This window comes from Micromonospora gifhornensis, from assembly GCF_016863515.1.
Classification (GTDB): Bacteria; Actinomycetota; Actinomycetes; order Mycobacteriales; family Micromonosporaceae; genus Micromonospora; species Micromonospora gifhornensis.
In genome coordinates, this window is record NZ_BOPA01000024.1 from 76,109 (window position 1) to 99,260 (window position 23,152).

Consider the following 23,152-nt stretch of genomic DNA (forward strand, 5'->3'; position numbering starts at 1 on the left):
GCGGGGAGGAAATGCGGCGTGGTAATTGCGTTCCGCGATGCGCTGGCCCAGATGTTCAAGGCCCGGTTTCCGATTCTCTACGTCGAGTCCTCCGAGGAACAGCGGGTCGTCGCCGAGGTCTGCGCCATCGCCGGGGACGCCAGGGCGGTGCGTACGCCCCGCGCTGTCTGGACCTGGTCGCTGACCACCGGGCTGGTGACGCCCGACGGCACGCCTCGCCAGGGCACCACCGATCCCGAGGCCGCGCTCGACGCCGCGTTGCGGGTCGACCAGCCGAGCGTACTGATCTTCAAGGACCTGCATCCGGCGCTCGGCGCCGACGGCCGACCCGGCAGTCCCGGCCTGATCCGGCGGCTGCGGGATCTGGTCGCCGCGTTCAAGTCCGGCCCGGTGCCGCGCACCCTCGTGCTGGTCTCGCCGGTGCTGCACATCCCGGCCGAGCTGGACAAGGAAGTGACGATCGTCGACTTCCCGCTGCCCACTGAGGCGGAGATCCGGCAGGTGCTGGACGCGATGATCGCCGCCAACGCCGCCAACGGACGCATCCAGATGGTGCTGGACGAGCCCGGTCGGGAACGGTTCGCCAAGGCGGCCCTGGGGCTCACCCTGCACGAGGCGGAGAACGCCTTCGCCCGGGCGATGGTCAACGACGGGATGCTCGACGCTCACGACCTCGAGGTGGTGCACGAGGAGAAGCGGCAGACCGTCCGCAAGTCGGGGCTGCTGGAGTTCGTCGAAGCCGACGTCGACCTCGACGACGTCGGTGGGTTGGAGAACCTCAAGCGGTGGCTGGCCAAGCGGGACGGGTCCTGGCTGGCGGAGGCGGCCGCGTACGGGCTGCCCGCGCCGCGGGGCGTGCTGATCACCGGGGTGCCCGGCTGCGGCAAGTCGCTGACCGCGAAGGCGATCGCCGCCGCCTGGGGGTTGCCGCTGCTGCGGCTGGACATCGGTCGGGTCTTCGCCGGGCTCGTCGGCTCCAGCGAGCAGAACATGCGCACCGCCATCCGTACGGCCGAGGCCAGCGCCCCCTGCGTGCTCTGGATCGACGAGATCGAGAAGGGCTTCGCCGGTGGCACCGGCGATTCCGGCACCTCCACCCGGGTCTTCGGGTCCTTCCTGACCTGGATGCAGGAGAAGAAGCAGTCAGTCTTCGTCATCGCCACCGCCAACAACATCGAGGCGCTGCCTCCGGAGCTGCTCCGCAAGGGGCGCTTCGACGAGATCTTCTTCGTCGACCTGCCGACCCGCGCCGAACGGGCCTCGATCTGGCGGGTTCACCTCGCCCGACGGCTGCGCAATCCGGCCGTCGCCGGTGGGCTGACCCTCGACGAACCGCTGCTCGCCGAACTCGCCGCCCTGAGCGAGGGCTACTCGGGGGCGGAGATCGAGCAGGCGGTGGTCGGCGGGCTCTTCGACGCCTTCTCCGAGCGTCGCCCGTTGCGCCGCGACGACCTGGCCCAGTCGGTGGTGAGCATGGTGCCGCTGAGCGTCACCCAGGCCGAGCGGATCGACGCCCTGCGTACCTGGGCCGACACCCGGGCCGTCGCCGCCACCGCCGCCGAGGACTGGGACGGTGGCGCCCGGTCCGGCCCCCGCGACGAGGTCCCCCCGCCCGTCGCCCCGCCCGCTGCGCGCGGGCAGGGTGGACGAGCGGTGGAATTCTGAGTGCCATGCCGAGTACGGGAGACCGATCATGAGCATCTCGCTGGTACTGCTGCCGCTGGCCGTGGCGGCCGTGGCGGCGGCGCAGGGCGTTTCAGCCGGACGCGACGGGCAGGGCCGGGTGGTCTGCCAGGTGCAGACCCGGATGCGCGACGAGACACTGCTCGCCGCCGCGCTGCACGACACCGCCGCGGTGGTCGGCGTCGACCAGGACGCCATCACCGCGGAGTGGACGGGCGTACGGGCCAGGTTCCAGCGCGGTGCCGACGGCATCTGGACGGCGCACTTCGCCGGCGAGGTCGACGAGCAGCGGGCCGTCGAGGTGGTCCGGGCCATCGATGTCGCGTACGGGCGGCAGGTCCAGCGGGCGGTGCTGGAGCGGCTGCGCCAGCAGGCCCCCGCCGCCGGGCTGCGGCTGGAGTCCGAACAGGTGGTCGAGGACGACAGCGTACGGCTGGTGTTCGCCGTCGAGGGGCGGTCCTGATGGCCGAGCGACCGCGAATCGTGATCACCGTGAGCAGTTCGGGTGAGGTGAGCGCCGAGACGCACGACATCTTCGGCGACAAGTGCCTGGACTATGTCGACGTGCTGGAGGATCTGCTGGCGGCCCGTACGCTGCACAGCGCCTTCACCGCCGACCACGCCCGTACCGCCACGGTCCTGCGCCAGGAGAAGCACGATGTCGAGCGGGCATGACCCGCGAGGGTGGCCGCCCTCCGAGGGGTACGCGCCTTCCACCGGTCACCCGCCGGCCGGGCCGGGAGGAGTCGGCCACCCGGCGGCGCGGCTCATGCCGGTCGGGGAGCCGTTGCCGGCAGCGAAGTTCAGCTGGCGGCTGCGGCACAGCTGGTGGCTGCTGCTGCCGATCTTCGGCCTCAGTTGTCTCGGCGGGTTCGGCTTCCTCTACGTGGGTCTGCGGGCCCGTCGGCCGGCCTGGTGGCTCGCGGGCTGCTGCTATCTGGTGGTCGGCTGGGCGGCGTTCGTCCTGACCGGCGCGTCCGGCTCGGAGAGTTCCTTGTCCGACTGGATGGTGGGTCTCATGCTGGCCGTCTGGATCGCCGGCATCGTGCACGCCTGCCTGATCAACTCCGCTTGGCTGAGCCACCGGGCCGGCTACCGTCCCTGGTACGAACAGCGAATCGGCGGCTACCCGCCCGGCACCCTCGCGCCACCACCGAGGGTGAACTCGGTCGCGCCGCCCACCCACCCGACCTCGCCGGCCTACCCGCCCTCCTCTCCGGCCTATCCGTCGGCCGCGCCGACCTACCCGCCCGCCAGCCCGACCGCTGCGTGGTATCCGCCGAGTCAGCCGACCGCCCCGACATATCCCACGGGGTTGCCGACCGCCCCGGCGTATTCGGCCGGGGACCCGACCTTCGCGGCCTATCCGCCGCCGCTGCCGTCGACGGACCACTTCGGCGCCGGACCGGTGCCGGGCCAGCCGGTGGACGCCGCCGGACCGCAGGTGGCGCACACCGGGCCGGTGGAGGTGAACACCGCCGGGTTGGACGACCTCGCCGGGCTGCCCGGCTTCGATCCGCAGCGTGCCCGGCAGGTGCTCGCCGAGCGGGACCGGCGCGGGGGATTCGGCAGCCTGTCGGAGTTCGTCGCCGCCGCCGGACTTGCCCCGCACGAGTACGCCCGACTGCGGGACCGTCTGGTGTGCGCACCACCGGCACCACCCACGCCAGGACAACCGCCGCAGGGGCGCGTACTGGATGTCTGAGCCCCCTGCGATCCCGCGCGGCCCGGCGGAGACGGTTGCCCTGGCCCGGTTCCTCGCCGCCACCCGAGCCGAGGGACCGGGCGAGCGGACCGCCATCTGGGTGCAGGGCTGCGCCATCCGCTGCCCCGGCTGTTTCAACCCGCACCTGTGGGGATTCCGGGGCGGCGAGCAGGTCGCGCCGCACGAGTTGGCCCGCCGGGTGCTCGACGCCGGCACCGACGGGCTGACGCTGTTGGGCGGCGAACCCTTCGACCAGGCGGCCGCCCTGGCCCGGGTGGCCGCCGAGGTGGGGGCGGCCGGACGCTCGGTGATGACCTTCACCGGCTACACCCGGTCGCAGTTGGATGCGGCGGTGGACGCCGGACGTACCGACGTCGCCGCGCTGCTCGCGGCGACCGACCTGCTGGTGGCCGGCCCGTTCCAGGCGGACCGGATCGACATCCGCCGCCCGTGGGTGGGCTCCACGAATCAGGAGTTCGTGGTGCTCAGCGACCGGTTCCCGGATCTGTTGGACGAGCTGCCGGCGAACCCCGACCGGGTCGAGATCACCGTGGACCCGGCCGGGCGGGTCGCGGTGAACGGGTGGGCCGACCCGGACGCCCTCGACGAACTGCTGGCGGGTCTGCGGGCCTCACACCGGTGAACCGGCGCTGACCTGCGCCGATCGGTGACATCGGATACCGTCACTCCGGAGCAGTCATCGGGGCAGATGAGTGCCTGGGACGAACGTCTATGTGACTCGGCTGAACAGGTGCTTTGCGGTGCCGCCCCGGTGCAGCAGGATTGACGAACAATCCGGCGCACGGGGGTGCGGGGAGCCGGATATCCACAGAGGAAGGACGTGGCACATCGTGGTGCCTTTCTCAGGTAGGCGGGTGGTCGCCGCTATCGCGGCCAGCACTCTCCTCGGCACGATGGCGCTGGCCGGCCCGGCGCAGGCCAGCCCGAACAACAACACCGTCGACAAGCTGACCAAGGCGGTGACGGTCAAGGGGGTGCTCAAGCACCTCGACAAGTTCCAGGACATCGCCAACGCCAACAACAACACCCGCGCCTCCGGGACCCCGGGTTACGACGCGAGCGCCGACTATGTGGTCGGGCTGCTGAAGAAGGCCGGCTACCAGGTCAGCCGGCAGCAGTTCGACTTCGCGTTCTACGAGGAGTTCGGCTCGTCGTTCGCGCAGGTGGCGCCGACCGCCACCACGTACGTCGACGGGGTCGACTACACGCTGATGGACTACTCCGGCGCCGGCGTCGCCCAGGGCCTCGTCGTCCCGGTGGACCTCGCCCTCGACCCGCCGCGCGCGTCGACGTCGGGCTGTGAGGCAAGCGACTTCGCCGGCGTGGACGTCGCCGGCAAGATCGCTCTGCTGCAGCGTGGCACCTGCGCCTTCGGCGACAAGGTCGTCAACGCGGAGGCCGCCGGCGCGATTGGCGCCATCGTGATGAACCAGGGCAACGGTACGCCGGAGGCCAACGCCGACCGCTACGACCTGTTCGCCGGCACCCTCGGCGCCCCGGTCGGCATCCCGACGGTCTCGGTGTCCTACGACACCGGTGCGCAGTTCGCGACGACACCGGGCCTCACCCTGCGGATCGAGGCCGACACCACCTCGGAGATCCGCAGCACCGAGAACGTCATCGCCCAGAGCAAGCACGGCCGCACCGACAACGTCGTCATGGCCGGGGCGCACCTCGACTCGGACCCGGCCGGCCCGGGCTTCAACGACAACGCCACCGGCAGCGCCGCGCTGCTGGAGGTCGCGCTCCAGATGGCGAAGGTCAAGCCGTACAACGCGGTCCGTTTCGCCTGGTGGGGCGCGGAGGAGGCGGGTCTGATCGGCTCGCAGTACTACGTGGACAGCCTGAGCGAGCAGCAGGTCGCCGACATCGCCCTCTACCTCAACTTCGACATGATCGGCTCGCCGAACTACGTGTTCGGGGTGTACGACGGTGACGACTCGGCGCAGGAGGGTTCCGGCCCGGGGCCGGAGGGTTCGGCGCAGATCGAGAAGGTCTTCGAGAAGTTCTTCGCCTCCCGGAAGCTGCCCACGGTGGCCTCCGACTTCACCGGTCGCTCGGACTACGGCGCGTTCATCGACGTCAACATCCCCGCCGGTGGTCTGTTCACCGGGGCGGAAGGCGTCAAGACGGCCGAGGAAGCCGCCCTCTTCGGCGGTGTGGCGGGAGTCGCCTACGACCCCTGCTACCACCTGGCCTGCGACAGCCGTACGCCGGTCGCCGACGGGGCCGACGCGGCGGTGTACAAGTCGCTGGGCAAGAAGTACAAGCTCCACGGCAACGTCAACGTGTTCGCGCTCGACGTCAACTCCGACGCGGTCGCCGCCTCGGTGATCACCTTTGCCTTCGACACCTCGGCCGTGAACGGCGTGCCGGGCAAGGCGCCTGGAAAGGGCAAGGGTAAGGGCAAGGGCAAGGGGCACAAGCACCACCACAAGCACGGCCACAAGCACCACTGGAAGTAGGCCGGCTCAGCTCGAAAGGAGGGGCCCCTTCTTAACGCCTGCGGCAGAGGAGGGGCCCCTTTTTAACGCGTTCGGGTAACGCTAGGCGCAGACCGTCACTGTGGTGACCGGTCCGAGCGGGTCAACCGCCAGTACTGGCGCTTGGCGTCGTCGCGGACCACCACGCCGTAGCGGCCGAGTTCCGCGCGCAACTCCCGAGCCTCGTCGCGCCGGTCCCGCTCCAACGCCTCCTGCCGGGCCCGCAGCAGCGCGTCCGCGCCGGTCGGCAGGCCGGGCAGGTCGGGCACCCAGCGCCGGTACTCGTCCCGGTGCGGATCGGCGTCCGCCCAGGGCCAGCCGTGCTCCTTCAACGCCGCGGCCAGCCGGTCGGCCGGCAGGTCGGACCGTTGCCGGACCAGCTCACCGGCGTCGCCGTCGAGCAGCACCAGATCCTTGCCGTCGACGAACGCCACCCGGGTACGCGACCGCGTGACCTCCTGCTCGGTGCCACCGTGACGCAGCCGGATCCGGGCACTGTCTACTGTGACCAGTACCCGGTCGGCGGTGCCCATGGCGGCGACCACCAGTCCGGCCAGCACTCCCAGCCCCACGCCGCCGCCCAGGGCGTACCCGTCGGGCAGGCCGTCGACCAGGCGGAACAGGCCCTGGGCGGGTGCCCAGGCCAGGCCCGCCACCCAGCCCGCCCCGGCGGCCAGCAGTCCACCTGCCGCGCCGCCGACGATCGGGAATCCGCCCCAGAGCACCACCAGTTCCCCGACACCGTCGCCGACCACCGTCGGTTCCTCGTACGCCGTCACGTCACCTCCTGGCGCATCGTGCGGACCAGCCCGGCGGCCAAGGGTACGACCAGCCACAGCAGCAACGACACCGCGAGTCGCTGCCACTGGCCGCTGGTCATCTCGGCAGTGAACAACGGCTCCATGGTCCGGTTGGTGTCCAGCCACTCCCCGGCGCGGTACAGCGGCTGGACCAGAGCGCCCAGGATGGACCACGCGATCGGCAGCACCAGGTAGGCCACGATGGCCAGGGGAGTGTGCAGCAACAGCAGGCCGAAGCCCGCCCCGATCAGGGCGGTGCAGACCTGGAGCACGACGGCGTGCGCGATCAGCATCCCGTCGAAACGCCAGGTGCCCGCCCCGCCGGTCGCCTCGGCGATAAGTGTCGCGACGGCCGCGACTGCCAGGCTGACCAGCACCGAGGCCAACGCCGCCAGCACCACCGCGAGGAGCTTGGCGATGATCACCCGCTCCCGGCGGGGGACCAACGCGAACGTGGTCAGCGCGGTGCGTTGCGACCACTCGGTGGTGATCGACAGGATGCCCAGCACCGGCAGCAGGACCCCGACCGGGAACAGCGACGGGACGAAGAAGTTGGCGAAGGTCTGCTCGTCGTCCGGCGCGTACGCCAGTTGCAGGGCGATGATGCCGGCGGCGACCAGCCCGATGGCGACCAGCAGCCAGCGTCCGGCCCGGGTGTCGACGAGCTTGCGCAGCTCGACCACGGTCAGTCGGCTCATCGGCGGTCGGGGCTGCCCGGCGGCGGCATCCCGGCCCACGGCGGGGGCGATGGTGGCGGTCATCGGACGATCTCCTCGGTGGGCGGGACGGCGGCGGACCGGGCCGAGGCCGGGCCGGTGGCGGCCTCGGTGGGCCGGGTCGAGGCCGGGCCGGTGGCGGTCTCGGCGGTGAGGGTGAGGAAGAGTTGCTCCAGGCCACCGGTGCCGGTCGGGCGCAACTCGGTCAACGCGACCCCGGCCGCGGCGGCGGCCAGCCCGACCGCCTCGCTGTCCGCGTTCACCAGCAGCCCGTCGGTGCTGTCGTCGACCGGCAGACCGGCTCGCTCCAGCGCGCCGCGCAGCGCCGCACGGTCGCGGGCGCGCACCAGTGTGCCGCTGCCGGCGAGCAGTTCCTCCTTGCTGCCCTGCGCCACGACCCGGCCACCCCCGATGACCACCAGCCGGTCCGCGACCGCCTCCACCTCGCGTAGCAGGTGGGAGGAGAGCATCACGGTGCCACCCCGGTCGGCGAAGTCGCGCAGCAGCCCGCGCATCCAGAAGATGCCCTCCGGGTCCAGCCCGTTGGCGGGCTCGTCCAGCACCAGCACCTGAGGATCGCCGAGCAGCGCGTGCGCCAGGCCGAGCCGCTGACGCATGCCCAGGGAGTACGCCCGCACCCGGCGCCTGGCCGCCGCCCCGTTGAGGCCGACCCGGTCGAGCAACTCGCCGACGGCCCGCCGGTCCACGCCCATGGTGGCGGCGGACAGGGCCAGCGCCTCCCGCCCGGTCCGTCCGGCGTGCTGCGCGGAGGCGTCCAGCAGTACGCCGACCGTACGGCCGGGGTTGGGCAGGTGGCGGTACGGGTGCCCGGCGATCGTGGCGGTGCCGGAGGTCGGCGGGGTGAGCCCGCAGATCATCCGCATCGTGGTGGACTTGCCGGCGCCGTTGGGGCCGAGGAAGCCGGTCACCGTGCCCGGCTCGCAGTGGAACGACACGTCGTCGACGGCGGTGTGCCGTCCGTACCGTTTGGTGAGCTGCTGTACCGCGATCATGCCGGTCAGCCTGCCCGGGCCATCCGGTCGAGCGCAGCGGCCGAGGGTCTGCCGTCGCCTCGACCAAGGTCGACGCCGAGGTCTCGACTTTGGTAGCTGGTCGGCCCTGCGGCGGCTGCCTACCATTGCGCCTGTGACCAGCGCCGCCGTCCTCGAACACCCTGGGTTGCTGCCCGGGGCGCTCGACCCGACGGGCCCGCACTCCCGGCGTACGGCCCGGGACTGGCTGGTCGACAGCCTCTGCTTCGTGGCGGCCCTCGGCTGGGTGGTGGCGGCGACCCTGGATGCCGCCTCCCCGCAACCGAGCTACGCCGAGCGGCTGCCGTACCCGTGGATGATCACCGCGGACGCGGTGATCGGGGTGGCCTTCGCGGTGGCGCTCTGGTTCCGCCGCCGCTGGCCGGTCGGGCTGGCCGTGGCCACCCTGCCACTGTCAGTGTTCTCGATAACCGCCGTGGTCTCGCTGCTGGTCATCTACTTCACGGTCGTGGTGCACAGGCGTACCGCGGTGGCGCTGGCGGTCACCGCGGGTGGCCTGGTGGCGAACATGTTCTTCGCGCTGGTGCGTCCCGACCCCGAGCTGGCGTACTGGCCGACCACCACCTGGGGGGTGGTGATCACGCTGCTGGTGCTGGCCTGGGGGATGTTCGTGCGGGCCCGCCGGCAGTTGGTGCTGTCGCTGCGGGAGCGCGCCGAGCGGGCCGAGGCCGAGCAGCAACTGCGGGTGGCCCAGGCCCAGCAGGTGGAGCGCACCCGCATCGCCCGGGAGATGCACGACGTGCTGGCGCACCGCATCTCGTTGCTCAGCCTGCACGCCGGTGCGCTGGAGTTCCGTCCCGATGCGCCCGCCGAGGAGGTGGCGCGGGCGGCCGGGGTGATCCGCAGCAGCGCCCACGCCGCGTTGCAGGACCTGCGCGAGGTGATCGGCGTGCTGCGGGCCGAGGGTTCGCTCGCCACGGAACCGGAACGCCCCCAGCCCACCATCGCGGACCTGCCCACCCTGGTCGCCGAATCCCGAGCCGCCGGGGTCCGGGTCGATCTGCGCGACGAGGTGTCCGCCGCCGACGAGCTGCCCGCCGCGACCGGCCGGACCGCCTACCGGATCGTGCAGGAAGGGCTGACGAACGCCCGCAAACACGCCCGTGGCGCGGCGGTCACGGTGGGGCTGCGCGGCGCACCGGCCGACGGGTTGAGCGTGGAGATCCGTAACCGGTGGCCGGTGGGCGAGCCGGACGCCGACGGCATCCCCGGTGCCGGCACCGGCCTGATCGGCATCGCCGAGCGGGTGCATCTCGCCGGCGGGCGGCTGGAACACGGCCGTGACGGCAGCGGCGATTTCCGCCTGGCCGCCTGGCTGCCCTGGCCGGCGACGTGACCGGCGGAGGCGTGGGCGAGCAGGCCCGGTCGGAGCCGCCGGACACCGCGCTGCGGCCGGTGCGGATCCTGATCGTGGACGACGACGCCCTGGTCCGGGCCGGGCTGTCGATGATCCTCGGCGGTACGCCCGACCTGACGGTCGTCGGGGAGGCGGCCGACGGCAGCGAGGTGATGGCCGTGACCGCGGCCTGCCGGCCCGACGTGGTGCTGATGGACATCCGGATGCCCCGGCTGGACGGGTTGGCCGCCACCGAGCTGCTGCGGGCACTGCCCAGGCCGCCCGAGGTGCTCGTGCTGACCACCTTCGACGCGGACGAGCACGTGCTGCGGGCACTGCGGGCCGGTGCCGGTGGCTTCCTGCTCAAGGACACGCCGCCCGCGGAGATCGTCCGGGCGGTACGCCGGGTGGCGGCGGGGGAGGCGACCCTGTCCCCGACGGTCACCCGCACCCTGATCGCGCATGTCACGGCGGGTACCGCCGCCGATCCGCGCCGGGACCGGGCGGCCCAGTTGCTCGCCGGGCTCACCGAACGGGAGCGGGCCGTCGCGGTGGCCCTCGGGCGAGGGCGTACCAACGCCGAGATCGCCGCCGAGCTGTTCATGAGCGTCGCCACCGTCAAGGCGTACGTCTCCCGGCTGTTGACCCGCCTCGACCTGAACAACCGGGTGCAGGTCGCGCTGCTCGTGCACGACGCCGGACTGGTCTGAGTCGAAATCGGCCAAGGCCGGTGAACGGCGTTGAACTATCCCGCCCCGGGGGCCGTACCAATGGTTGAGGTGCGCTGCTCAAGCGCACCGCCACCTCAGTTGCGGGAGGCCTGCCGTGCGAGTTGATGAGCAGTCGACGGATCCCATCGATCAGATTCTGGGTGAGTTGCCGGTGCCGACGCCGCTGACCCCCGAGGATGTCCGGCTGGCGGTCCGGGCGGTGGTGGTACACGCGGCCGAGGAGTGGCCCTCCGGGGCGCTGTGCCGCAACGACGGATCCCGGTTCCCCTGCCGCCTGCACCGCTGGGGTCGACAGGTGCTGCTGAACCACGGGCTCAACGAGCGACAGCTCGACGCCCTCATCCGGCACGGCAACCCGTTCGTACACGTGCCGTTCCCGTTTCTGGTGAACGGACCCAACCCGGGACGTACCCCGGCGGCGCGTCCGCCGGGCGGCGACCGGACCGCTTCCCACCCAGGGCGGACCGCCGACCGGGCCGCCGGGTATCCGCCACGCCAGGGCCTCGCCGCCGGCCATCCGGCGCGTGTCCCGGTTCCCCGGGTGGCGGCTCCCCCGGTTCGGGCCGGCGCCCGCACCGCCGGTACCGGCCGGCCGGTGGCACCCCCCGCCACCGCGCCGCGCTGGCCACGGGCGAGTTGAGAGGGCTCGCCCGCCGGCGGTACGACGCCGGCCCGGGGTGCGGGTTGGTTCCCCCCGCCTGACCCCGGGCCGGCGTCGCTCCCCTCAGCGGTTACCGGCGGGAATGCCGCAGTTGGGGGCGGCCCAGTAGGTGTTGTTCGTGACCCCGTCGCGGTTGTTCTCCCGCCGCGAGTCGACGTGGACATGGGTGTTGTGACCCGACACGCCGGGCCCGATGATGCCGCTGAACCCGTGGTTGCGGGCGGCGCGGGCGACGTCGCACAGCGACCGGTCCCGTGAGATCAGGTCGGCGGCGTTGCCGTAGAGGTGCTGGCTGTTCGACGCGCCGCCCACCTGGCTGTTGCAGGTACGGCTGCGGAAGCCGCTGGTGACGATCAGCGGCTTGTCGCCGAGGCTCTTTCGCAGCGCCTCCAGCTTCCACATCGTGCGCAACGCGTTCTGCCGGGTCTGCGCCGTCGTCAGTGGGCCACCCGTCCAGCCGCCCCGGCCGCAGCCGTCGTCCATCTCGGCCCAGTTGAAGTGCCGGGGCGTGCAGTTGTTGTCCTGGATCTGGTACAGCTTCGCGAAGGTCTGCGGGCCGGCGATCCCGTCGGCGGTGAGGCCGTACGCGGACTGGAAGCGGCGTACCGCGGCGGCGGTCTTCGGGCCGTACCGGCCGTCGAGCTCCACGATGTCGCGGTTGCCCGCCCAGCCGGCCACCCGCAGTTGCAGCTCACGCACGTCGCTGCCGGAACGCCCCTGGGAGAGGGTGCGGTCCCAGGTGTAACAGGCGTCGGCATGGGCCGCTGGCGCGGCGACCACGGAGGCGATCGCGGCGCCCGGCACGGCCAGGGCGAGGGCGACCAGAACCCGTTTCAAGCTGTGTACGCGCACAGAAGTCCTCCCGATAAGAGCGATTGGGGTGGCGTGCGGGCCTTTGGTCAGGGTGGTCCCGCAGATCCACCCTGACACCCGACGGGAGGGTTCGCGGCTATTAACAAGAATTGTCCTCATGATTCGCTGTACCTCGGGACTTGCTGAGAATTGGTCGCTTTTTCGCAACCGGACATCGACCCCGGTACGGCCCGATGCGGCTCTTCCGGTGCGGAACATCGCAGCTGGTCACCGGGTTTGTGCGGTTCCCTGACCGCAGTGATCCCGGTAACGTCAGCGCGGGTTACGACGGGGAGGCGGCGTGGCGCGCGGTGGCATCTTCTGTGTCGAGGGTCAGTGGCACCGGGATCTCAACGAACGTGGCTCGGTGCTGCCCACCCTCGAACTGCTCGAACGACTCGGCAAGATCCGCTTCATCCACAAGGACGCCGCCACCCGCGACGAGTTGTTCTACTTCGTCGATCGCTGGTTGCTCAAGCAGTACGCCGACCACCGGTTGGGCTTCTTCGCCATGCATGGCGAGCCGAACCGGCTCTGCCTGACCGACTGGCACTCCGTCGAGCTCACCGAGGTGGCCGAGCGGATGGCCGGGCGCTGCGAGGGGCGGCGGCTCTACTTCGGCAGCTGCTCGGTGCTGCGCGCCCCCGAGTCGGCGCTGCGCGAGTTCCTCGCCGTCACCGGCGCGGCGTTGATCTGCGGCTTCACCCGCGAGGTGGACTGGGTCGAGTCCGCCGCGTTCGAGACCGTCCTGCTCGACGTGCTCGCCAACGGCCAGCGACACAATGCCGCCGAGCTGCGGATGGGCTCGGCGCACTGGGCGCCGCTGGCGTCGTACCTCGGCTTCCGGATCATCTACGCCAACGGCCGGGCCTGGCGGCCGTCGGTGCGGCCGAGGGTGCCCAGCCAGTCGTCGGCCGGCCGGGCCGGCTGATCACCACGCGACCGCGCTGCGTACGCCGTACCGCCGGTCCGCCGGCCCAGGCTGGTAGAAACGAGCGATGGCACGCATGATCGCACGCAACACCCGGGTCGACCGGGACGGCCTCGTCGAGTTTCTCCGCCCCCGGCACCGGGTGCTGCTGATGACCACCCGCGCCGACGGCCGACCACAGTCCTCGCCGGTCGCCGCCGGGGTGGACGACGCCGGACGCCTGGTCATCTCCACCTATCCGGAACGCGCCAAGGTGGCAAACATCCGTCGTGACCCGCGGGTGTCGGCGTGCGTGCTGTCCGACGACTGGAACGGCCCCTGGGTGCAGGTCGACGGCACCGCCGAGGTGCTCGACCTGCCGGATGCCCTCGAACCGCTCGTGGAGTACTTCCGCAGCATCTCCGGTGAGCATCCCGACTGGGACGAGTACCGGCAGGCCATGATCCGGCAGGGCAAGTCGCTGATCCGGGTCACCATCACCTCGTGGGGGCCGGTGGCCACCGGCGGGTTCCCGGCACGGCTGGCCGACTGAGGACGGCGTCCTCGCGGCGGGTGTCTCGCGGCCGGTGCCTTGCGGCAGACGCGAAGCGGGGGTGCGGCCGACCGGCCGCACCCCCGCTCACGAACAGATCAGGCCCGCGCGGTCGCGTACGCGGCGGTGCCGATCAGCTCCATCGACACCTGGAGACGCTCCAGGCTGATGTTGTTGGCGATGGTGTCCTCCGGGGTGTGGTACGGAGGCTCCAGCAGCGCCGGGGACTCCTCGCCACGCCAGGAGAAGTTGGCGCTGGCGATGCCGACCTCCTGGAAGGACTGGTGGTCGCTGGAGCCGCGCTGGGTCACCGGGGAGATCTGCGGCTCGTAGCCGAGGCGGCGGGCCGATGCGGCGACCTCGGCGGTGGCCCGGTTGTCCTGGCCGTCGAAGGAGAGCAGCCAGTACCTCGTGGCCGGGTCCCAGCTGGTCGCGACCATGTCGTTCTGGTAGACGGCGAGGATCCGGTCCCGCTCGGCCTGCGGCAGCTGGCGGACGTAGTAGCGCGAGCCGATCAGGCCCTGCTCCTCCGAGCCCCACAGGCCGAACCGGATGGTGGCGTTGGTCGGGATCGCCTTCAGCACCCGGCCCAGCTCCATGCAGAGCGCGGTGCCGGAACCGTCGTCGTTGGCGCCCGGGGCGCCGATGACGGTGTCGTAGTGCGCGCTGATCATGACGATCGGGCCGTTCGCACCCGACTTCCCGCGCCGCTCGGCCAGCACGTTGTTGGAGGTCAGGTTGCGGTGCGCGGTGGTGGCGACGGTGAGGGTGAGCGGACCGGTGGCCAGCAGCTCACGCAGCCGGTTCTTCTGGGACTGCGCGACGCCGAGCACCGGGATCGGCACCGGGTTGTTGGCCGAGCCGGGCAGGGTGGGCGAGAAGGTCCCGGCCAGCCGCGGCGCCGCGGCGTCGGCGGCGAGGAGGATCACGCCTGCGGCACCGGCCGCGACGGCGGTGGCGACGACCTGCTCGCGCCGGTTGGCGACGTAGTCCACCAGCACGATCTTGCCGCGCACGTCGGCCGGGTAGTCGCTGGCCGCGCCGGCGCGGACGTCGACCACGTCACCGGTGACCTTGGTGTCCAACGCCGCGTGGGCGCTGGCCCCGGTCTGCCAGTTCAGGTCCTTCGGCAGCTTGCGGCCACGGGCCGGCGTGCTGATCTGGCCGGTGAACTTGTCGGCGACCGTGAACGGCTGAAGGGTGGTGTCGTAGCCCAGCTTGTCGAAGTGGCGGGCGATGTAGTCGGCGGCACGCCGCTCGGACTCGGTGCCACCGATGCGCGGCCCGATGTTCTCCGACAGCTTGACCAGGTGCTCCAGGGCCCGGCGCGAGGAGATCTGCGCGATGACCTTCCGGTCGTCCGGCGTGAGCTTCGGCGGCTTGTGCGAACCCGGCCGCTTGTCGTTGGCGGCCCACGCCGGCACGGGCAGCGCCACGGTAGCGGCACCACCGAGGGCGACGGTCAGCACCCGGCGACGATTGAGGAACCCGGACCCGATGGAGTTGGACGATTCGTGCGAGGGTGTCACGGTGTCGTCGAATGAAGACAAGACTGCGCCTCCTGAATTGAGGTCGGAACCGGGCGCAGGGGGTTTGCGACCCGGACCAAGGAGGCTTGAATCTAACTCGCGAGCTGCCGTTACTCAAGATCAGGGGTCAGTAGGCAACGGTGAAACGAGAATTCGGGAATTGCGAATTTTCGATTTCGTCAATGACGGCGACAGCGAGATCCTCATAGCTGAGTGCGCATCGTCCGGAAGTGTCGGTAACCGGGTGGTCGGTTCCGATGCGATATCGCCCGGTACGTTCACCCGGATGGAACTCCAGCGGCGGTGGCGAGACGTAAGTCCAGCTCACGCCGTCGGCATCTGAGCGGTAGACATCCAGCGCCTCCGCCTGGCCGAGCGCCGAGTCACGGTACTGGGCGGGGAAATCGGGCTCGTCCAGCAGCCGGCGTCCCGACGGGGACAGCAGGGTCGCCCCGCCACCAACATGGATGATCCGGGGTGCGGCCGGCATCTGCCGCAGCCCGGCGATCAGAGCGCGGGCGGCGTCCGGCCAGAGCGTACGGTCGCCGCCGCCGATCGCCACCACGAGCGCGTCCGCTGCCGGTGCCAACTCCCGTACGCTGCGTTCGCTCGTGGCGTCGCCGGTGACCACCCGCACCCCGGCCGGCAGGTAGGTGGTGGCCTCCGGCCGCCGTACCGCGGCCACCACCCGGTGACCCCGGTTGAACGCCTCGGTGACGATCCGCGAACCCGCGGTGCCACCCGCCCCGAACACGACGATGTCGCTCACGATCCCAGGCTAGGGAGCGGGCCGGGTCACCGTCGGCGGAACGCCCGATCCGGTGCCGCACCGGCCGCTGCCCGGCGGCAGATGCGGCACCGACCGTTGCTCAGCCCACCAGCGCCGAGTAGACCAGTTGCCGCAGCTGGGGACGGATCGGCCAGGTGCTCGACGGCATCAGCTGGGTGAAGAACATGGCGGTGATCTGCTCCACCGGGTCGACCCAGAACGCCGTGCTGGCCACGCCGCCCCAGTAGTACTCACCGACGCTGCTCGGCACCCGGCTGGGGATCGGGTCCTCCACCACCGCGAAGCCGAGACCGAAGCCGATCCCGTCCAGGGTCGTCTCGGCGAACCCGCCGGTGGACAGGGCGCCCAGATCGCGCCCGCCGGGCAGGTGGTTGCGGGTCATGAAGCGCACCGTGCGGGGCGCGAGCAGCCGGGCGCCGTCCAGCTCGCCGCCGCGCAGCAGCAACTGGGTGAAGCGGTGGTAGTCGGCGGCCGACGAGATCAGGCCACCACCGCCGGAGAGCAGCGTGGGCTTCTCGTACGCCAGCGCGCCGAGCGCGTCGTGGCGTACCGCCCGGCCGGTCTTCGGATCCGCGGCGTACAGCGCGGCGAGGCGGGCGGCGTCGGCGCCGTCGACGTACCACCGAGTGTCCTCCATGCCCAGCGGGCGCAGGATGCGCTCGGTGAGGAAGGAGTCGAGACTCTGCCCGGAGACCACCTCGATCAGTCGGCCCAGCACGTCGGTGGCGACCGAGTAACCCCAGGCGGTGCCGGGCTGGAACAGCAACGGCAGCTCGCCGAAGACCCGGCAGGCCTGCGCCAGGTCGACGTCCGACGGCGGGTACAGGTCGTAGCCGGCGGCGCGGTACAGGCCGTCGACCACCGAGGTCTGCATGAAGCCGTACGTCAGGCCGGCGGTGTGGGTGAGCAGGTGCCAGACCCGGATCGGCTCGACCGCCGGGACGGTGTACGGCTTGAGCGTCGACCCCTTCGAGTAGACCCGCATGTCGGCGAACTCGGGCAGCCACCGCCCGATCTCGTCGGTCAGCTCGAACCGACCCTCTTCCCAGAGGATCATCGCGGCCACCGAGGTGATCGGTTTGGTCATCGAGTAGATCCGCCACAGGGTGTCGGCCTGCACCGCCGCACCCGATTCCCGATCGCGTAGCCCGTACGTCGAGCAGTGCGCGACCTCGCCGCGGCGGGTGACCACCACCTGCCAGCCGGCCAACCGGCCGTCGTCGACGTACCTGCCGAAGTGTTCGTCGATCCGGGCCAACCGTGCCGGGTCGAAGCCGACCTGTGCCGGGTCGATGCTGCGCGCGATACTCACCCGGTCGAACCTACCGACCGGCCCTGGCGTCGGGAAGGTGCCTGTCGGTGGGTTTGGTTAGCCTGCGGAAATGCCGGAGCCGATCGAGGGTGTCACCTTCCACGACGAGGACTGGTACGCCGAGGACCTGGGCGACCGCCACTACGTCGACTGCGACTTCCACCGGGTCGACCTGACCGAGGCGACCAGTCGGGGTGCGTCCTTCTCCGGCTGCACCTTCGGCGACGTGCGGTTCAACGTGTCCCGGCACACCGACTCGGCCTTCACCCGCTGCACGTTCGTCCGGTGCAACCTCTTCGAGGCCGAGTTCACCGGCTGCAAGTTCATCGGCAGCACCTTCGACCGCTGCGACATGCGTCCCCTGACCGTGACCGGCGGAGACTGGTCCTTCGTCACGCTCGCCGGGGCCGACCTGCGCGGCACCCGCTTCACAGGCGTCCGGATGCGCGAGACGGATCTGTCCGGTGCCGACCTGACCGGAGCGACGGTCAGTGGCAGTGACCTGTCCGGCGCGCAGTGGCGTGGCACCCGGTTGACCCGGGCGGATCTTCGCGGCAGCGACCTGACCGGGCTCGATCCGACGGCCGTGCAGCGCGTTGGCACCATCGTGGACGTCGGGCAGGCCATGGCTCTGGCGCAGGAGCTCGGGTTCGACGTGCGGGCCTGACGTATCGGGCGCTTCCTATCGACTGGCGTGAAAGGTGTCCGTAATGTCTACGTGAGTCGGCCCCGCATCCGGGTCGCGGATGCCGGTGGGATTCCGGTCCGGCAGAAGTGGAGAGTCGGTGGCCGAGGAACCCAGGCCGGACGGTGCCACCCGGGTCGCTCGCCGGATGGCGCGGGCCCGCCGACGCCGCCGGTACGCGGTGGAGGTCCTTGCCGCCTTCGCCGGGCTGCTGGCCCTTGTCGCGTTCGTCGACAGGTGGTCGGAGCCCGCCGTGGAGGATCCGGCGGAGCCCGACGGCCTGCCGGCGGTGGTCGGTCGACCGACCCTGCCCAGCCCGGTGCCCACCGCCATGGCGGTGCCCGGCCTGCAACCCCGCGAACGGTCACCGAGCCCGAGTCCGAGTTCGAGTCCGAGCGACAGCCCGACCCCGGTGGCCGCGCCGATGACCCTGGCGGTGAGCCGGGCGGACATCCCCGACACGGTGGACCTGACCCGGTCCGGCCGGCGCGACTGGCTGCACTGGGGGCGGGGCGGTGCCGACGTCGCGGTACGCAAGCGCGACGGTTCCGGCGAGCTACGCGACCTGGGTGGCAAGGGTGAACGCAGCGGCTGGGACGGCAATCAGGAACTGTTCCGGTGGCACGACGGCGCGCCGGTGAGGTCCGCCGACCCCACACCCGACGGGGTCTACGTCTGCGGCCGGGGCAACGGCTTCCAGTTGGCCGTCGTCGCCGACGGTCAGCCGCGTACCGTCACCGCCTATCTCGGTGTGTGGATGGCCCGGGGTCGGCTGGACGTGCGGATGTCCGGTGGCGGGCCGGGTCGGACGGTGCGGCTGGAGGAACGACACACCAGCATCTCCACCCAGGTCACGGTCCGCTACCAGGCGCCGAAGGGGACCCGGCTGGTGTTCACCTGGACGGTGGAGGAGACGTTCACCCCACACTGCGGCAACGTCGGGCTCCAGGCGATGGCGCTGCGGTGATCGCCGGTCCGCCGGTCGACGTGTCGAATCCCCAGTAGCGTGTGCGGGATGACGACAATCATCCAGGGGGACCGATGAGCACGAGTGAGCAGGTGCTGGACAGCCCGTCGGGCTGGGTTGCCGAGCACATCAACCGGTACGTCGCCACCGACGGCGAGGAGGGGCACGAGTGGCAGCCGGGCGTCTTCACGCTGCTGCTGACCACGCGGGGCCGACGCAGCGGGAAGCTGCGCCGTACCGCGTTGATCTACGGGCGCGACGGTGAGGCGTACGTGATCGTCGCCTCGCAGGGCGGCGACCCTCGGCATCCGGCGTGGTATCTCAACCTGGAGGCCGACCCGACCGCCCAGGTGCAGGTGGGCGCGGACCGGTTCACCGCGCGGGCTCGGACCGCCACGCCGCAGGAGAAGGCCCGGCTCTGGCCGATGATGACCGACATCTGGCCCGCGTACGACGAGTACCAGGCGAAGACGGAGCGGGACATTCCGGTGGTGGTGCTGGAGCGTGTCTGAGTTGATCGGCTACCGGGACAGTTTGTCCGTCGCGCAACGGTGAACGGCTCGTACCGTGCTGCTGTCCGGGTTACACCGTCCTGAGTGGAGGTTTGGCCGATGCCAAGCAGCAGTACCCTCCGTCCGACCGCGCCTACCGGCGAGCCGGCCGGAGCGGCCATGCGGGAGATCCCGCTGCCGCCGTACGTGACCGCCGAGGATGCACAGTTCGCCGTACGGGCCGTGGTGGTGCATGCCCCCAGGAGGTGGTCCGGGGGGACGGTCTGCCGCAACGATGCCAGCCCGCACCCGTGCCGCCTGCACCGGTGGGGCACCCGGGTGCTGGCGCTGCGCGGCCTGCACGACGCCGACATCGCCGCGCTGATCGAGCGTGGCGACCCCGCTGCGCCGCTGCCGCCCTCGACACCGGCCTGAACTCGACTCCGGCCTGAAGCGAACCCGTTGTGGTACCCGTTCACGGCGGGTTCAAACTCGGCGATTCTATCGGCGACTGCCTATTTGACGGATGTCCCTTGGAGGGGCAACGTGGGCAGTGGAAGGGGCCCTGAGCTGCCCCGATGCGACGGTGGCTGGTCGCTGTCCGGCGACCGTTCGGCAGTGGTCAGCGCCGGCCGCCGACGTAACTCCGGGGCGGGTGGTGGTGTGATCCGCCCGCGAGGCGACGCAGCCCGCGTTCGCGCCGGAGCCGAGTGAAAGCCAACGAGGAGTCCCACCATGCTCACGATGACCGACAACGCAGTCCTGGTGATCCGTGACCTCGCCGCCCAGCAGGACGTGAGTGAGGGCGGTGGGGTGCGCATCGCCGCCGACACCCAGGCCGGATCGCTCACCGTCGAGCTGGTCGCCGAGCCCGTCGAGGGCGACCAGGTGGTCGACACGCAGGGCGCCCGGATCTTCCTCGACTCCGACGCCGCCGACCTGCTCGGCGACGCCTCCGTCGACGCCTCGGTCGACGACGAGGGCATCGTGCAGTTCGGGTTCACCGAGAAGCAGTAGGGCCGCAGCTCAACCGACGCGGCGGGGGCGGGGCTGACCGCCGCGCGGTGCTCGACTGCGCGGTGGCGGTGGGCCGGATCGTGGCTCCCCGCCCCGGGCCGGCCGATGCAGCGCCGTCAGCACCTGAGCGAGATGGTGCGAGGTGCTCCAGGCCAGCCAGTTCGCCGTCGACCCGGCCCCGGCCACCCGTCGGGCCCGCCGGAAGATCTCGTGGTCGCCCCAGGAGAAGTTCGCCCCGGCCGGCGGCCAGTGCGGCGCCGACACCAGCGCCCGGCACAGGTCAGCCACCCGCTGGTCGCCCCGCCCACCTCGCCGCGACCAGCGGTAGATCCACCAGGCGTCGTCGCCGGTGTAGCGGACCGTCGGCAGCCGATCGGCGGAGGGCTCCACGTCGGGAGCCGCCGACGCCACGCCGTAGTCGCCGAAGCCGACGCCGAGGTCGGCCAGCCGCTGCCAGAGCAGCCAGTCCCAGCGGCACAACCGCACCGGCTCGTCGATGGGCAGCCGGGACAGCGCCGGTGGCATGCCCCCGGCCACCACGCTCACCGAGCACCAGGCGTGCCGACGCGCCCACTCCAGCGCCCGGCGGGCCCGGGGCTCGACCGCCCGCACGTCGGCGGGGCAGCCCACCTCCCCGCAGTCGACAAGCAGATCGCACTGCTCGGGGGCCAGGCGCGCGTACCGCCAGATCCGTTCCACGACCGCGTTCGTAGCGTGCGGGCCGGCCCGGTCCTGACCGATGCGGAGCCGTACCACGGCCCGTCCGGCGTACGCCCTGGCCGTGATCCCGTGTGCGACAAGCCGTCGCTCACCGTCGGTCAGGCAGATCACCGGCATCAGTGGCACACCCCAGTGGGCGAGTTCGGCTTCGGCCCCGTCGGGCAGGGCGCTGACGTCGACGGCCGGCAGCAAACCCGCCGGCAGTCGACCGAGCGAGTCCACCGTTGACACATCTGTTGTGGACAATTGAAAAATCGGAGCGACGAGCGGGACGTGGACGCCGTCGAGGTGACCGAGTGCCTCCAACTCACCGCGCCGGGCGGCGAGCACCGGACGGTAGACCGGCTCTGTCACCCGGCCTCCGCGGGCGGGCATCATAATTCAATGTAGCCAGCCAATTTCCCAGCTCACAGGGTAAACGGCGGGGAAATACCCGGACTGCTGTCAGCTGCCGGACTATCGTCACCGCGTGCCCGATCCGTTGACCCGCTACCGGTCCGCCGACGAGGACAGCATCCGCTGGCGCGACTTCCCGCTGCGCCCCGGCGACATCGTGATCAGCACTCGGTCCAAGAGCGGTACGACCTGGATGCAGATGATCTGCGCCCTGCTGGTGTTGCGTACCCCCGATCTGCCGGCACCCTTGACCACGCTCTCACCCTGGCTGGACTGGCTTGTCGAGCCGGCGGAACAGGTGTACGCACGGCTGGCCGCCCAGCGGCACCGCCGGTTCATCAAGACCCACACTCCACTCGACGGCGTACCGGCCGATCCGTCGGTGCACTATCTCGTGGTGGCCCGCCATCCGTTGGACATGGCCGTCTCCCTGCACCACCAGAGCGGAAACCTCGATCGGACCCGCCTGGCCGAACTCACCGGCCACCCCGGGCCACCGGATCCGGACCGGCGTCGCCCGTCGGTCGAGGAGGCGCTCGTACGCTGGATCGACGCGGACCCCGACCCGCGCGAGGAGTTGGACTCGCTGCCCGGCGTCCTGTGGCACCTGCGCGACGCCTGGGCGCGACGCGACAAGCCCAACGTCCACCTCGTCCACTACGACGACCTCCGTGCTGACCTGGCCGGGCAGATGCGTCGCCTCGCCGGGGCGCTGGATCTCGAACCGCCCGGCCCGGATCTGGTGGAGGCCGCCACGTTCGACCGGATGCGCAGTCACGCCGACCTGCTCGCCCCGGACCCGGCCGGCGTGTTGAAGGACCGGCAGGCGTTCTTCCGCACCGGCCGCTCCGGCCAGGGCAGCGCCCTGCTCAGCGCGGCCGACCGCGCCCGCTACCACGCGAGGGCCGCCGCGCTGGCCCCACCCGACCTCCTCGCCTGGCTGCACCGAGGTCGCTGACCGGGCCGGTGCCACCCGCGCGTGGGACGGACCGTAAGACGCCCCGGCACGGCGGGTGCCGTGCCGGGGCGTCAGCGATTCAGAGGGCCCGATCAGAGGGCCGGATCAGACGGTCCGGTCAGTCGTCGTCCCGGTCGTCATCGTCATCGTCGTCGTCCTGGTCGTCATCGTCGTCGACCGGCTCCTGCTCGGCCTTGAGCACGGCACCGGTCTCCCGGTCGATGTCGATCTCGTGTTCGACGTCGCCGTTGACGATCTCGACCTCCCAGACCGGTCGGCCGTCCTCCCGGTCCCGGTCGATCTCGGTGATCCGACCGCCGCCCGCCTTGGCCAGCGCGAGTTCACCGGCCCGCTCGGCGCTCACCGCGTCCTGGCTGCCCGACGTCGCGCCCTCGGTCGGCGTCGCCGGGGACTGCGGCGCCACGGGGGTGCCGGTGGCAGTCGGGTCGCTCGGCGTGGCCGGCGGGGCGGGCGCGGCGCTGCTGGCGTCGTCGTCCGGAACCCCTGCGGTCGTCGGGGCGCTGGTCGCGGCGGTCAGCGTCGTCCGCTGGGTCCGGTCGCCGTCGGCGGCGGTGACACCCAGGAACACTCCGGTCGCGGCGAGCACTGCCGCCGCGCCGCCGACCGACGCCAACATCAGGGGGTTGCGCTTCATCGTCTTCACCCTTCCTCGGTTCTTGCATAGAGGATCGGTGCCGACGGGATAGCCGCGCGCTGTCCGAACGCTAAGGCCGGGTTAAGGGCCACCGTCGGTGAGTCTGCGCGCGCCGTATCGCCGAAACGG

General features: G+C 71.6%; 26 protein-coding genes. 17 read left to right on the forward strand and 9 right to left on the reverse strand.

The window, feature by feature from the left end; genetic code table 11:
• Window positions 1-18: 18 nt before the first annotated feature.
• The 6 genes from Vgi01_RS17975 to Vgi01_RS18000 all read left to right on the forward strand — a co-directional run bounded on the left by Vgi01_RS17975 (window position 19) and on the right by Vgi01_RS18000 (window position 5,874).
• Complete coding sequence (locus Vgi01_RS17975) at window positions 19-1,665, forward strand: Ycf46 family AAA ATPase (RefSeq protein ID WP_102657790.1); 1,647 nt, start codon at window positions 19-21, stop codon at window positions 1,663-1,665.
• 28 nt (window positions 1,666-1,693) lie between these two features.
• Window positions 1,694-2,146, forward strand: coding sequence for a hypothetical protein (locus Vgi01_RS17980; RefSeq protein ID WP_013731818.1), 453 nt, complete (start codon window positions 1,694-1,696; stop codon window positions 2,144-2,146).
• Window positions 2,146-2,358, forward strand: a complete 213-nt coding sequence (locus tag Vgi01_RS17985) for a DUF2997 domain-containing protein (protein WP_204291791.1) — start codon at window positions 2,146-2,148, stop codon at window positions 2,356-2,358. The genes Vgi01_RS17980 and Vgi01_RS17985 overlap by 1 nt, the downstream gene beginning before the upstream one ends.
• Complete coding sequence (locus tag Vgi01_RS17990) at window positions 2,342-3,388, forward strand: ComEA family DNA-binding protein (protein WP_204291792.1); 1,047 nt, start codon at window positions 2,342-2,344, stop codon at window positions 3,386-3,388. Before Vgi01_RS17985 ends, Vgi01_RS17990 begins: the two co-directional genes overlap by 17 nt.
• A complete protein-coding gene (locus Vgi01_RS17995; protein ID WP_204291793.1) occupies window positions 3,381-4,031 on the forward strand; it encodes a 4Fe-4S single cluster domain-containing protein in 651 nt (216 codons plus the stop codon). Before Vgi01_RS17990 ends, Vgi01_RS17995 begins: the two co-directional genes overlap by 8 nt.
• A gap of 232 nt (window positions 4,032-4,263) precedes the next feature.
• Complete coding sequence (locus tag Vgi01_RS18000) at window positions 4,264-5,874, forward strand: M28 family metallopeptidase (protein WP_204291794.1); 1,611 nt, start codon at window positions 4,264-4,266, stop codon at window positions 5,872-5,874.
• Between the two features lie 95 nt (window positions 5,875-5,969).
• Here Vgi01_RS18000 and Vgi01_RS18005 read toward each other — a convergent pair whose 3' ends face one another.
• Genes Vgi01_RS18005 through Vgi01_RS18015 form a run of 3 tightly spaced genes read right to left on the reverse strand, consistent with a single transcriptional unit; the run spans window position 5,970 to window position 8,421 of the window.
• Window positions 5,970-6,671, reverse strand: coding sequence for a YqeB family protein (locus Vgi01_RS18005; RefSeq protein WP_204291795.1), 702 nt, complete (start codon window positions 6,669-6,671; stop codon window positions 5,970-5,972).
• Window positions 6,668-7,453 (reverse strand): ABC transporter permease subunit, encoded by a 786-nt coding sequence (locus Vgi01_RS18010; RefSeq protein ID WP_204291796.1) that lies wholly within the window; start codon window positions 7,451-7,453, stop codon window positions 6,668-6,670. The genes Vgi01_RS18005 and Vgi01_RS18010 overlap by 4 nt, the downstream gene beginning before the upstream one ends.
• Window positions 7,450-8,421 carry an ABC transporter ATP-binding protein gene (locus Vgi01_RS18015; protein WP_204291797.1) on the reverse strand — a complete coding sequence of 324 codons (972 nt, stop codon included), beginning with the start codon at window positions 8,419-8,421 and terminating at the stop codon, window positions 7,450-7,452. The genes Vgi01_RS18010 and Vgi01_RS18015 overlap by 4 nt, the downstream gene beginning before the upstream one ends.
• Window positions 8,422-8,554: 133 nt before the next feature.
• Between Vgi01_RS18015 and Vgi01_RS18020 the strand changes: the two genes are divergently transcribed.
• The 3 genes from Vgi01_RS18020 to Vgi01_RS18030 all read left to right on the forward strand — a co-directional run bounded on the left by Vgi01_RS18020 (window position 8,555) and on the right by Vgi01_RS18030 (window position 11,167).
• The gene (locus Vgi01_RS18020) at window positions 8,555-9,796 is read left to right on the forward strand and encodes a sensor histidine kinase (protein WP_102657783.1); all 1,242 of its coding nucleotides are present in this window, start codon (window positions 8,555-8,557) and stop codon (window positions 9,794-9,796) included.
• A complete protein-coding gene (locus Vgi01_RS18025; RefSeq protein ID WP_373306990.1) occupies window positions 9,772-10,506 on the forward strand; it encodes a response regulator in 735 nt (244 codons plus the stop codon). The genes Vgi01_RS18020 and Vgi01_RS18025 overlap by 25 nt, the downstream gene beginning before the upstream one ends.
• A gap of 115 nt (window positions 10,507-10,621) precedes the next feature.
• On the forward strand, window positions 10,622-11,167 hold the full coding sequence (locus Vgi01_RS18030; protein WP_102657782.1) for a hypothetical protein: 546 nt from the start codon (window positions 10,622-10,624) through the stop codon (window positions 11,165-11,167).
• Window positions 11,168-11,251: 84 nt separating this feature from the next.
• On the opposite strand, the gene Vgi01_RS18035 is transcribed toward Vgi01_RS18030, so the two are convergent.
• Window positions 11,252-12,040, reverse strand: coding sequence for a M15 family metallopeptidase (locus Vgi01_RS18035; RefSeq protein ID WP_102657781.1), 789 nt, complete (start codon window positions 12,038-12,040; stop codon window positions 11,252-11,254).
• 301 nt (window positions 12,041-12,341) lie between these two features.
• On the opposite strand from Vgi01_RS18035, the gene Vgi01_RS18040 reads away from it, so the two are divergent.
• Complete coding sequence (locus Vgi01_RS18040) at window positions 12,342-12,971, forward strand: DUF6642 family protein (RefSeq protein ID WP_204291798.1); 630 nt, start codon at window positions 12,342-12,344, stop codon at window positions 12,969-12,971.
• A gap of 67 nt (window positions 12,972-13,038) precedes the next feature.
• Complete coding sequence (locus Vgi01_RS18045) at window positions 13,039-13,503, forward strand: PPOX class F420-dependent oxidoreductase (protein ID WP_043719790.1); 465 nt, start codon at window positions 13,039-13,041, stop codon at window positions 13,501-13,503.
• 98 nt (window positions 13,504-13,601) lie between these two features.
• Here Vgi01_RS18045 and Vgi01_RS18050 read toward each other — a convergent pair whose 3' ends face one another.
• From Vgi01_RS18050 to Vgi01_RS18060, 3 genes are all read right to left on the reverse strand, one after another.
• A complete protein-coding gene (locus tag Vgi01_RS18050) occupies window positions 13,602-15,053 on the reverse strand; it encodes a M28 family peptidase (RefSeq protein ID WP_239089033.1) in 1,452 nt (483 codons plus the stop codon).
• Window positions 15,054-15,159: 106 nt separating this feature from the next.
• Complete coding sequence (locus Vgi01_RS18055; protein WP_013731834.1) at window positions 15,160-15,801, reverse strand: NAD(P)-dependent oxidoreductase; 642 nt, start codon at window positions 15,799-15,801, stop codon at window positions 15,160-15,162.
• A 100-nt stretch (window positions 15,802-15,901) separates the two neighbouring features.
• Window positions 15,902-17,134: a serine hydrolase domain-containing protein gene (locus Vgi01_RS18060; protein ID WP_204291799.1), complete on the reverse strand. Its 1,233-nt coding sequence runs from the start codon at window positions 17,132-17,134 to the stop codon at window positions 15,902-15,904.
• Window positions 17,135-17,204: 70 nt separating this feature from the next.
• Between Vgi01_RS18060 and Vgi01_RS18065 the strand changes: the two genes are divergently transcribed.
• The 5 genes from Vgi01_RS18065 to Vgi01_RS18085 all read left to right on the forward strand — a co-directional run bounded on the left by Vgi01_RS18065 (window position 17,205) and on the right by Vgi01_RS18085 (window position 20,294).
• Window positions 17,205-17,801, forward strand: coding sequence for a pentapeptide repeat-containing protein (locus Vgi01_RS18065; protein ID WP_102657777.1), 597 nt, complete (start codon window positions 17,205-17,207; stop codon window positions 17,799-17,801).
• A 118-nt stretch (window positions 17,802-17,919) separates the two neighbouring features.
• Entirely contained in the window at window positions 17,920-18,786 is an 867-nt protein-coding gene (locus Vgi01_RS18070) for a hypothetical protein (RefSeq protein ID WP_204291800.1), read from the forward strand.
• Window positions 18,787-18,860: 74 nt separating this feature from the next.
• Window positions 18,861-19,298, forward strand: coding sequence for a nitroreductase family deazaflavin-dependent oxidoreductase (locus Vgi01_RS18075; protein WP_102657775.1), 438 nt, complete (start codon window positions 18,861-18,863; stop codon window positions 19,296-19,298).
• Window positions 19,299-19,397: 99 nt separating this feature from the next.
• Window positions 19,398-19,712, forward strand: coding sequence for a hypothetical protein (locus Vgi01_RS18080; RefSeq protein WP_013731839.1), 315 nt, complete (start codon window positions 19,398-19,400; stop codon window positions 19,710-19,712).
• Between the two features lie 300 nt (window positions 19,713-20,012).
• Window positions 20,013-20,294, forward strand: coding sequence for an adhesin (locus Vgi01_RS18085; RefSeq protein WP_013731840.1), 282 nt, complete (start codon window positions 20,013-20,015; stop codon window positions 20,292-20,294).
• Window positions 20,295-20,303: 9 nt separating this feature from the next.
• Here Vgi01_RS18085 and Vgi01_RS18090 read toward each other — a convergent pair whose 3' ends face one another.
• Window positions 20,304-21,368 (reverse strand): beta family protein, encoded by a 1,065-nt coding sequence (locus tag Vgi01_RS18090; RefSeq protein ID WP_239089034.1) that lies wholly within the window; start codon window positions 21,366-21,368, stop codon window positions 20,304-20,306.
• 115 nt (window positions 21,369-21,483) lie between these two features.
• Between Vgi01_RS18090 and Vgi01_RS18095 the strand changes: the two genes are divergently transcribed.
• Window positions 21,484-22,368 carry a sulfotransferase domain-containing protein gene (locus Vgi01_RS18095; protein ID WP_102657772.1) on the forward strand — a complete coding sequence of 295 codons (885 nt, stop codon included), beginning with the start codon at window positions 21,484-21,486 and terminating at the stop codon, window positions 22,366-22,368.
• A 118-nt stretch (window positions 22,369-22,486) separates the two neighbouring features.
• Here Vgi01_RS18095 and Vgi01_RS18100 read toward each other — a convergent pair whose 3' ends face one another.
• Window positions 22,487-23,023, reverse strand: a complete 537-nt coding sequence (locus Vgi01_RS18100; RefSeq protein ID WP_204291802.1) for a PepSY domain-containing protein — start codon at window positions 23,021-23,023, stop codon at window positions 22,487-22,489.
• Window positions 23,024-23,152 lie beyond the last annotated feature (129 nt).

Excerpts from the sequence above, each read along its gene's own strand:
- Vgi01_RS17990 (WP_204291792.1), top strand. The coding sequence starts at position 2,342 with ATGTCGAGCGGGCATGACCCGCGAGGGTGGCCGCCCTCCGAGGGGTAC.
- Vgi01_RS18010 (WP_204291796.1), bottom strand. The coding sequence starts at position 7,453 with ATGACCGCCACCATCGCCCCCGCCGTGGGCCGGGATGCCGCCGCCGGG.
- Vgi01_RS17995 (WP_204291793.1), top strand. The coding sequence starts at position 3,381 with ATGTCTGAGCCCCCTGCGATCCCGCGCGGCCCGGCGGAGACGGTTGCC.
- Vgi01_RS17980 (WP_013731818.1), top strand. The coding sequence starts at position 1,694 with ATGAGCATCTCGCTGGTACTGCTGCCGCTGGCCGTGGCGGCCGTGGCG.
- Vgi01_RS18100 (WP_204291802.1), bottom strand. The coding sequence starts at position 23,023 with ATGAAGCGCAACCCCCTGATGTTGGCGTCGGTCGGCGGCGCGGCGGCA.
- Vgi01_RS18085 (WP_013731840.1), top strand. The coding sequence starts at position 20,013 with ATGCTCACGATGACCGACAACGCAGTCCTGGTGATCCGTGACCTCGCC.
- Vgi01_RS18080 (WP_013731839.1), top strand. The coding sequence starts at position 19,398 with ATGCCAAGCAGCAGTACCCTCCGTCCGACCGCGCCTACCGGCGAGCCG.
- Vgi01_RS18075 (WP_102657775.1), top strand. The coding sequence starts at position 18,861 with ATGAGCACGAGTGAGCAGGTGCTGGACAGCCCGTCGGGCTGGGTTGCC.
- Vgi01_RS17985 (WP_204291791.1), top strand. The coding sequence starts at position 2,146 with ATGGCCGAGCGACCGCGAATCGTGATCACCGTGAGCAGTTCGGGTGAG.
- Vgi01_RS18015 (WP_204291797.1), bottom strand. The coding sequence starts at position 8,421 with ATGATCGCGGTACAGCAGCTCACCAAACGGTACGGACGGCACACCGCC.
- Vgi01_RS18045 (WP_043719790.1), top strand. The coding sequence starts at position 13,039 with ATGGCACGCATGATCGCACGCAACACCCGGGTCGACCGGGACGGCCTC.
- Vgi01_RS18065 (WP_102657777.1), top strand. The coding sequence starts at position 17,205 with ATGCCGGAGCCGATCGAGGGTGTCACCTTCCACGACGAGGACTGGTAC.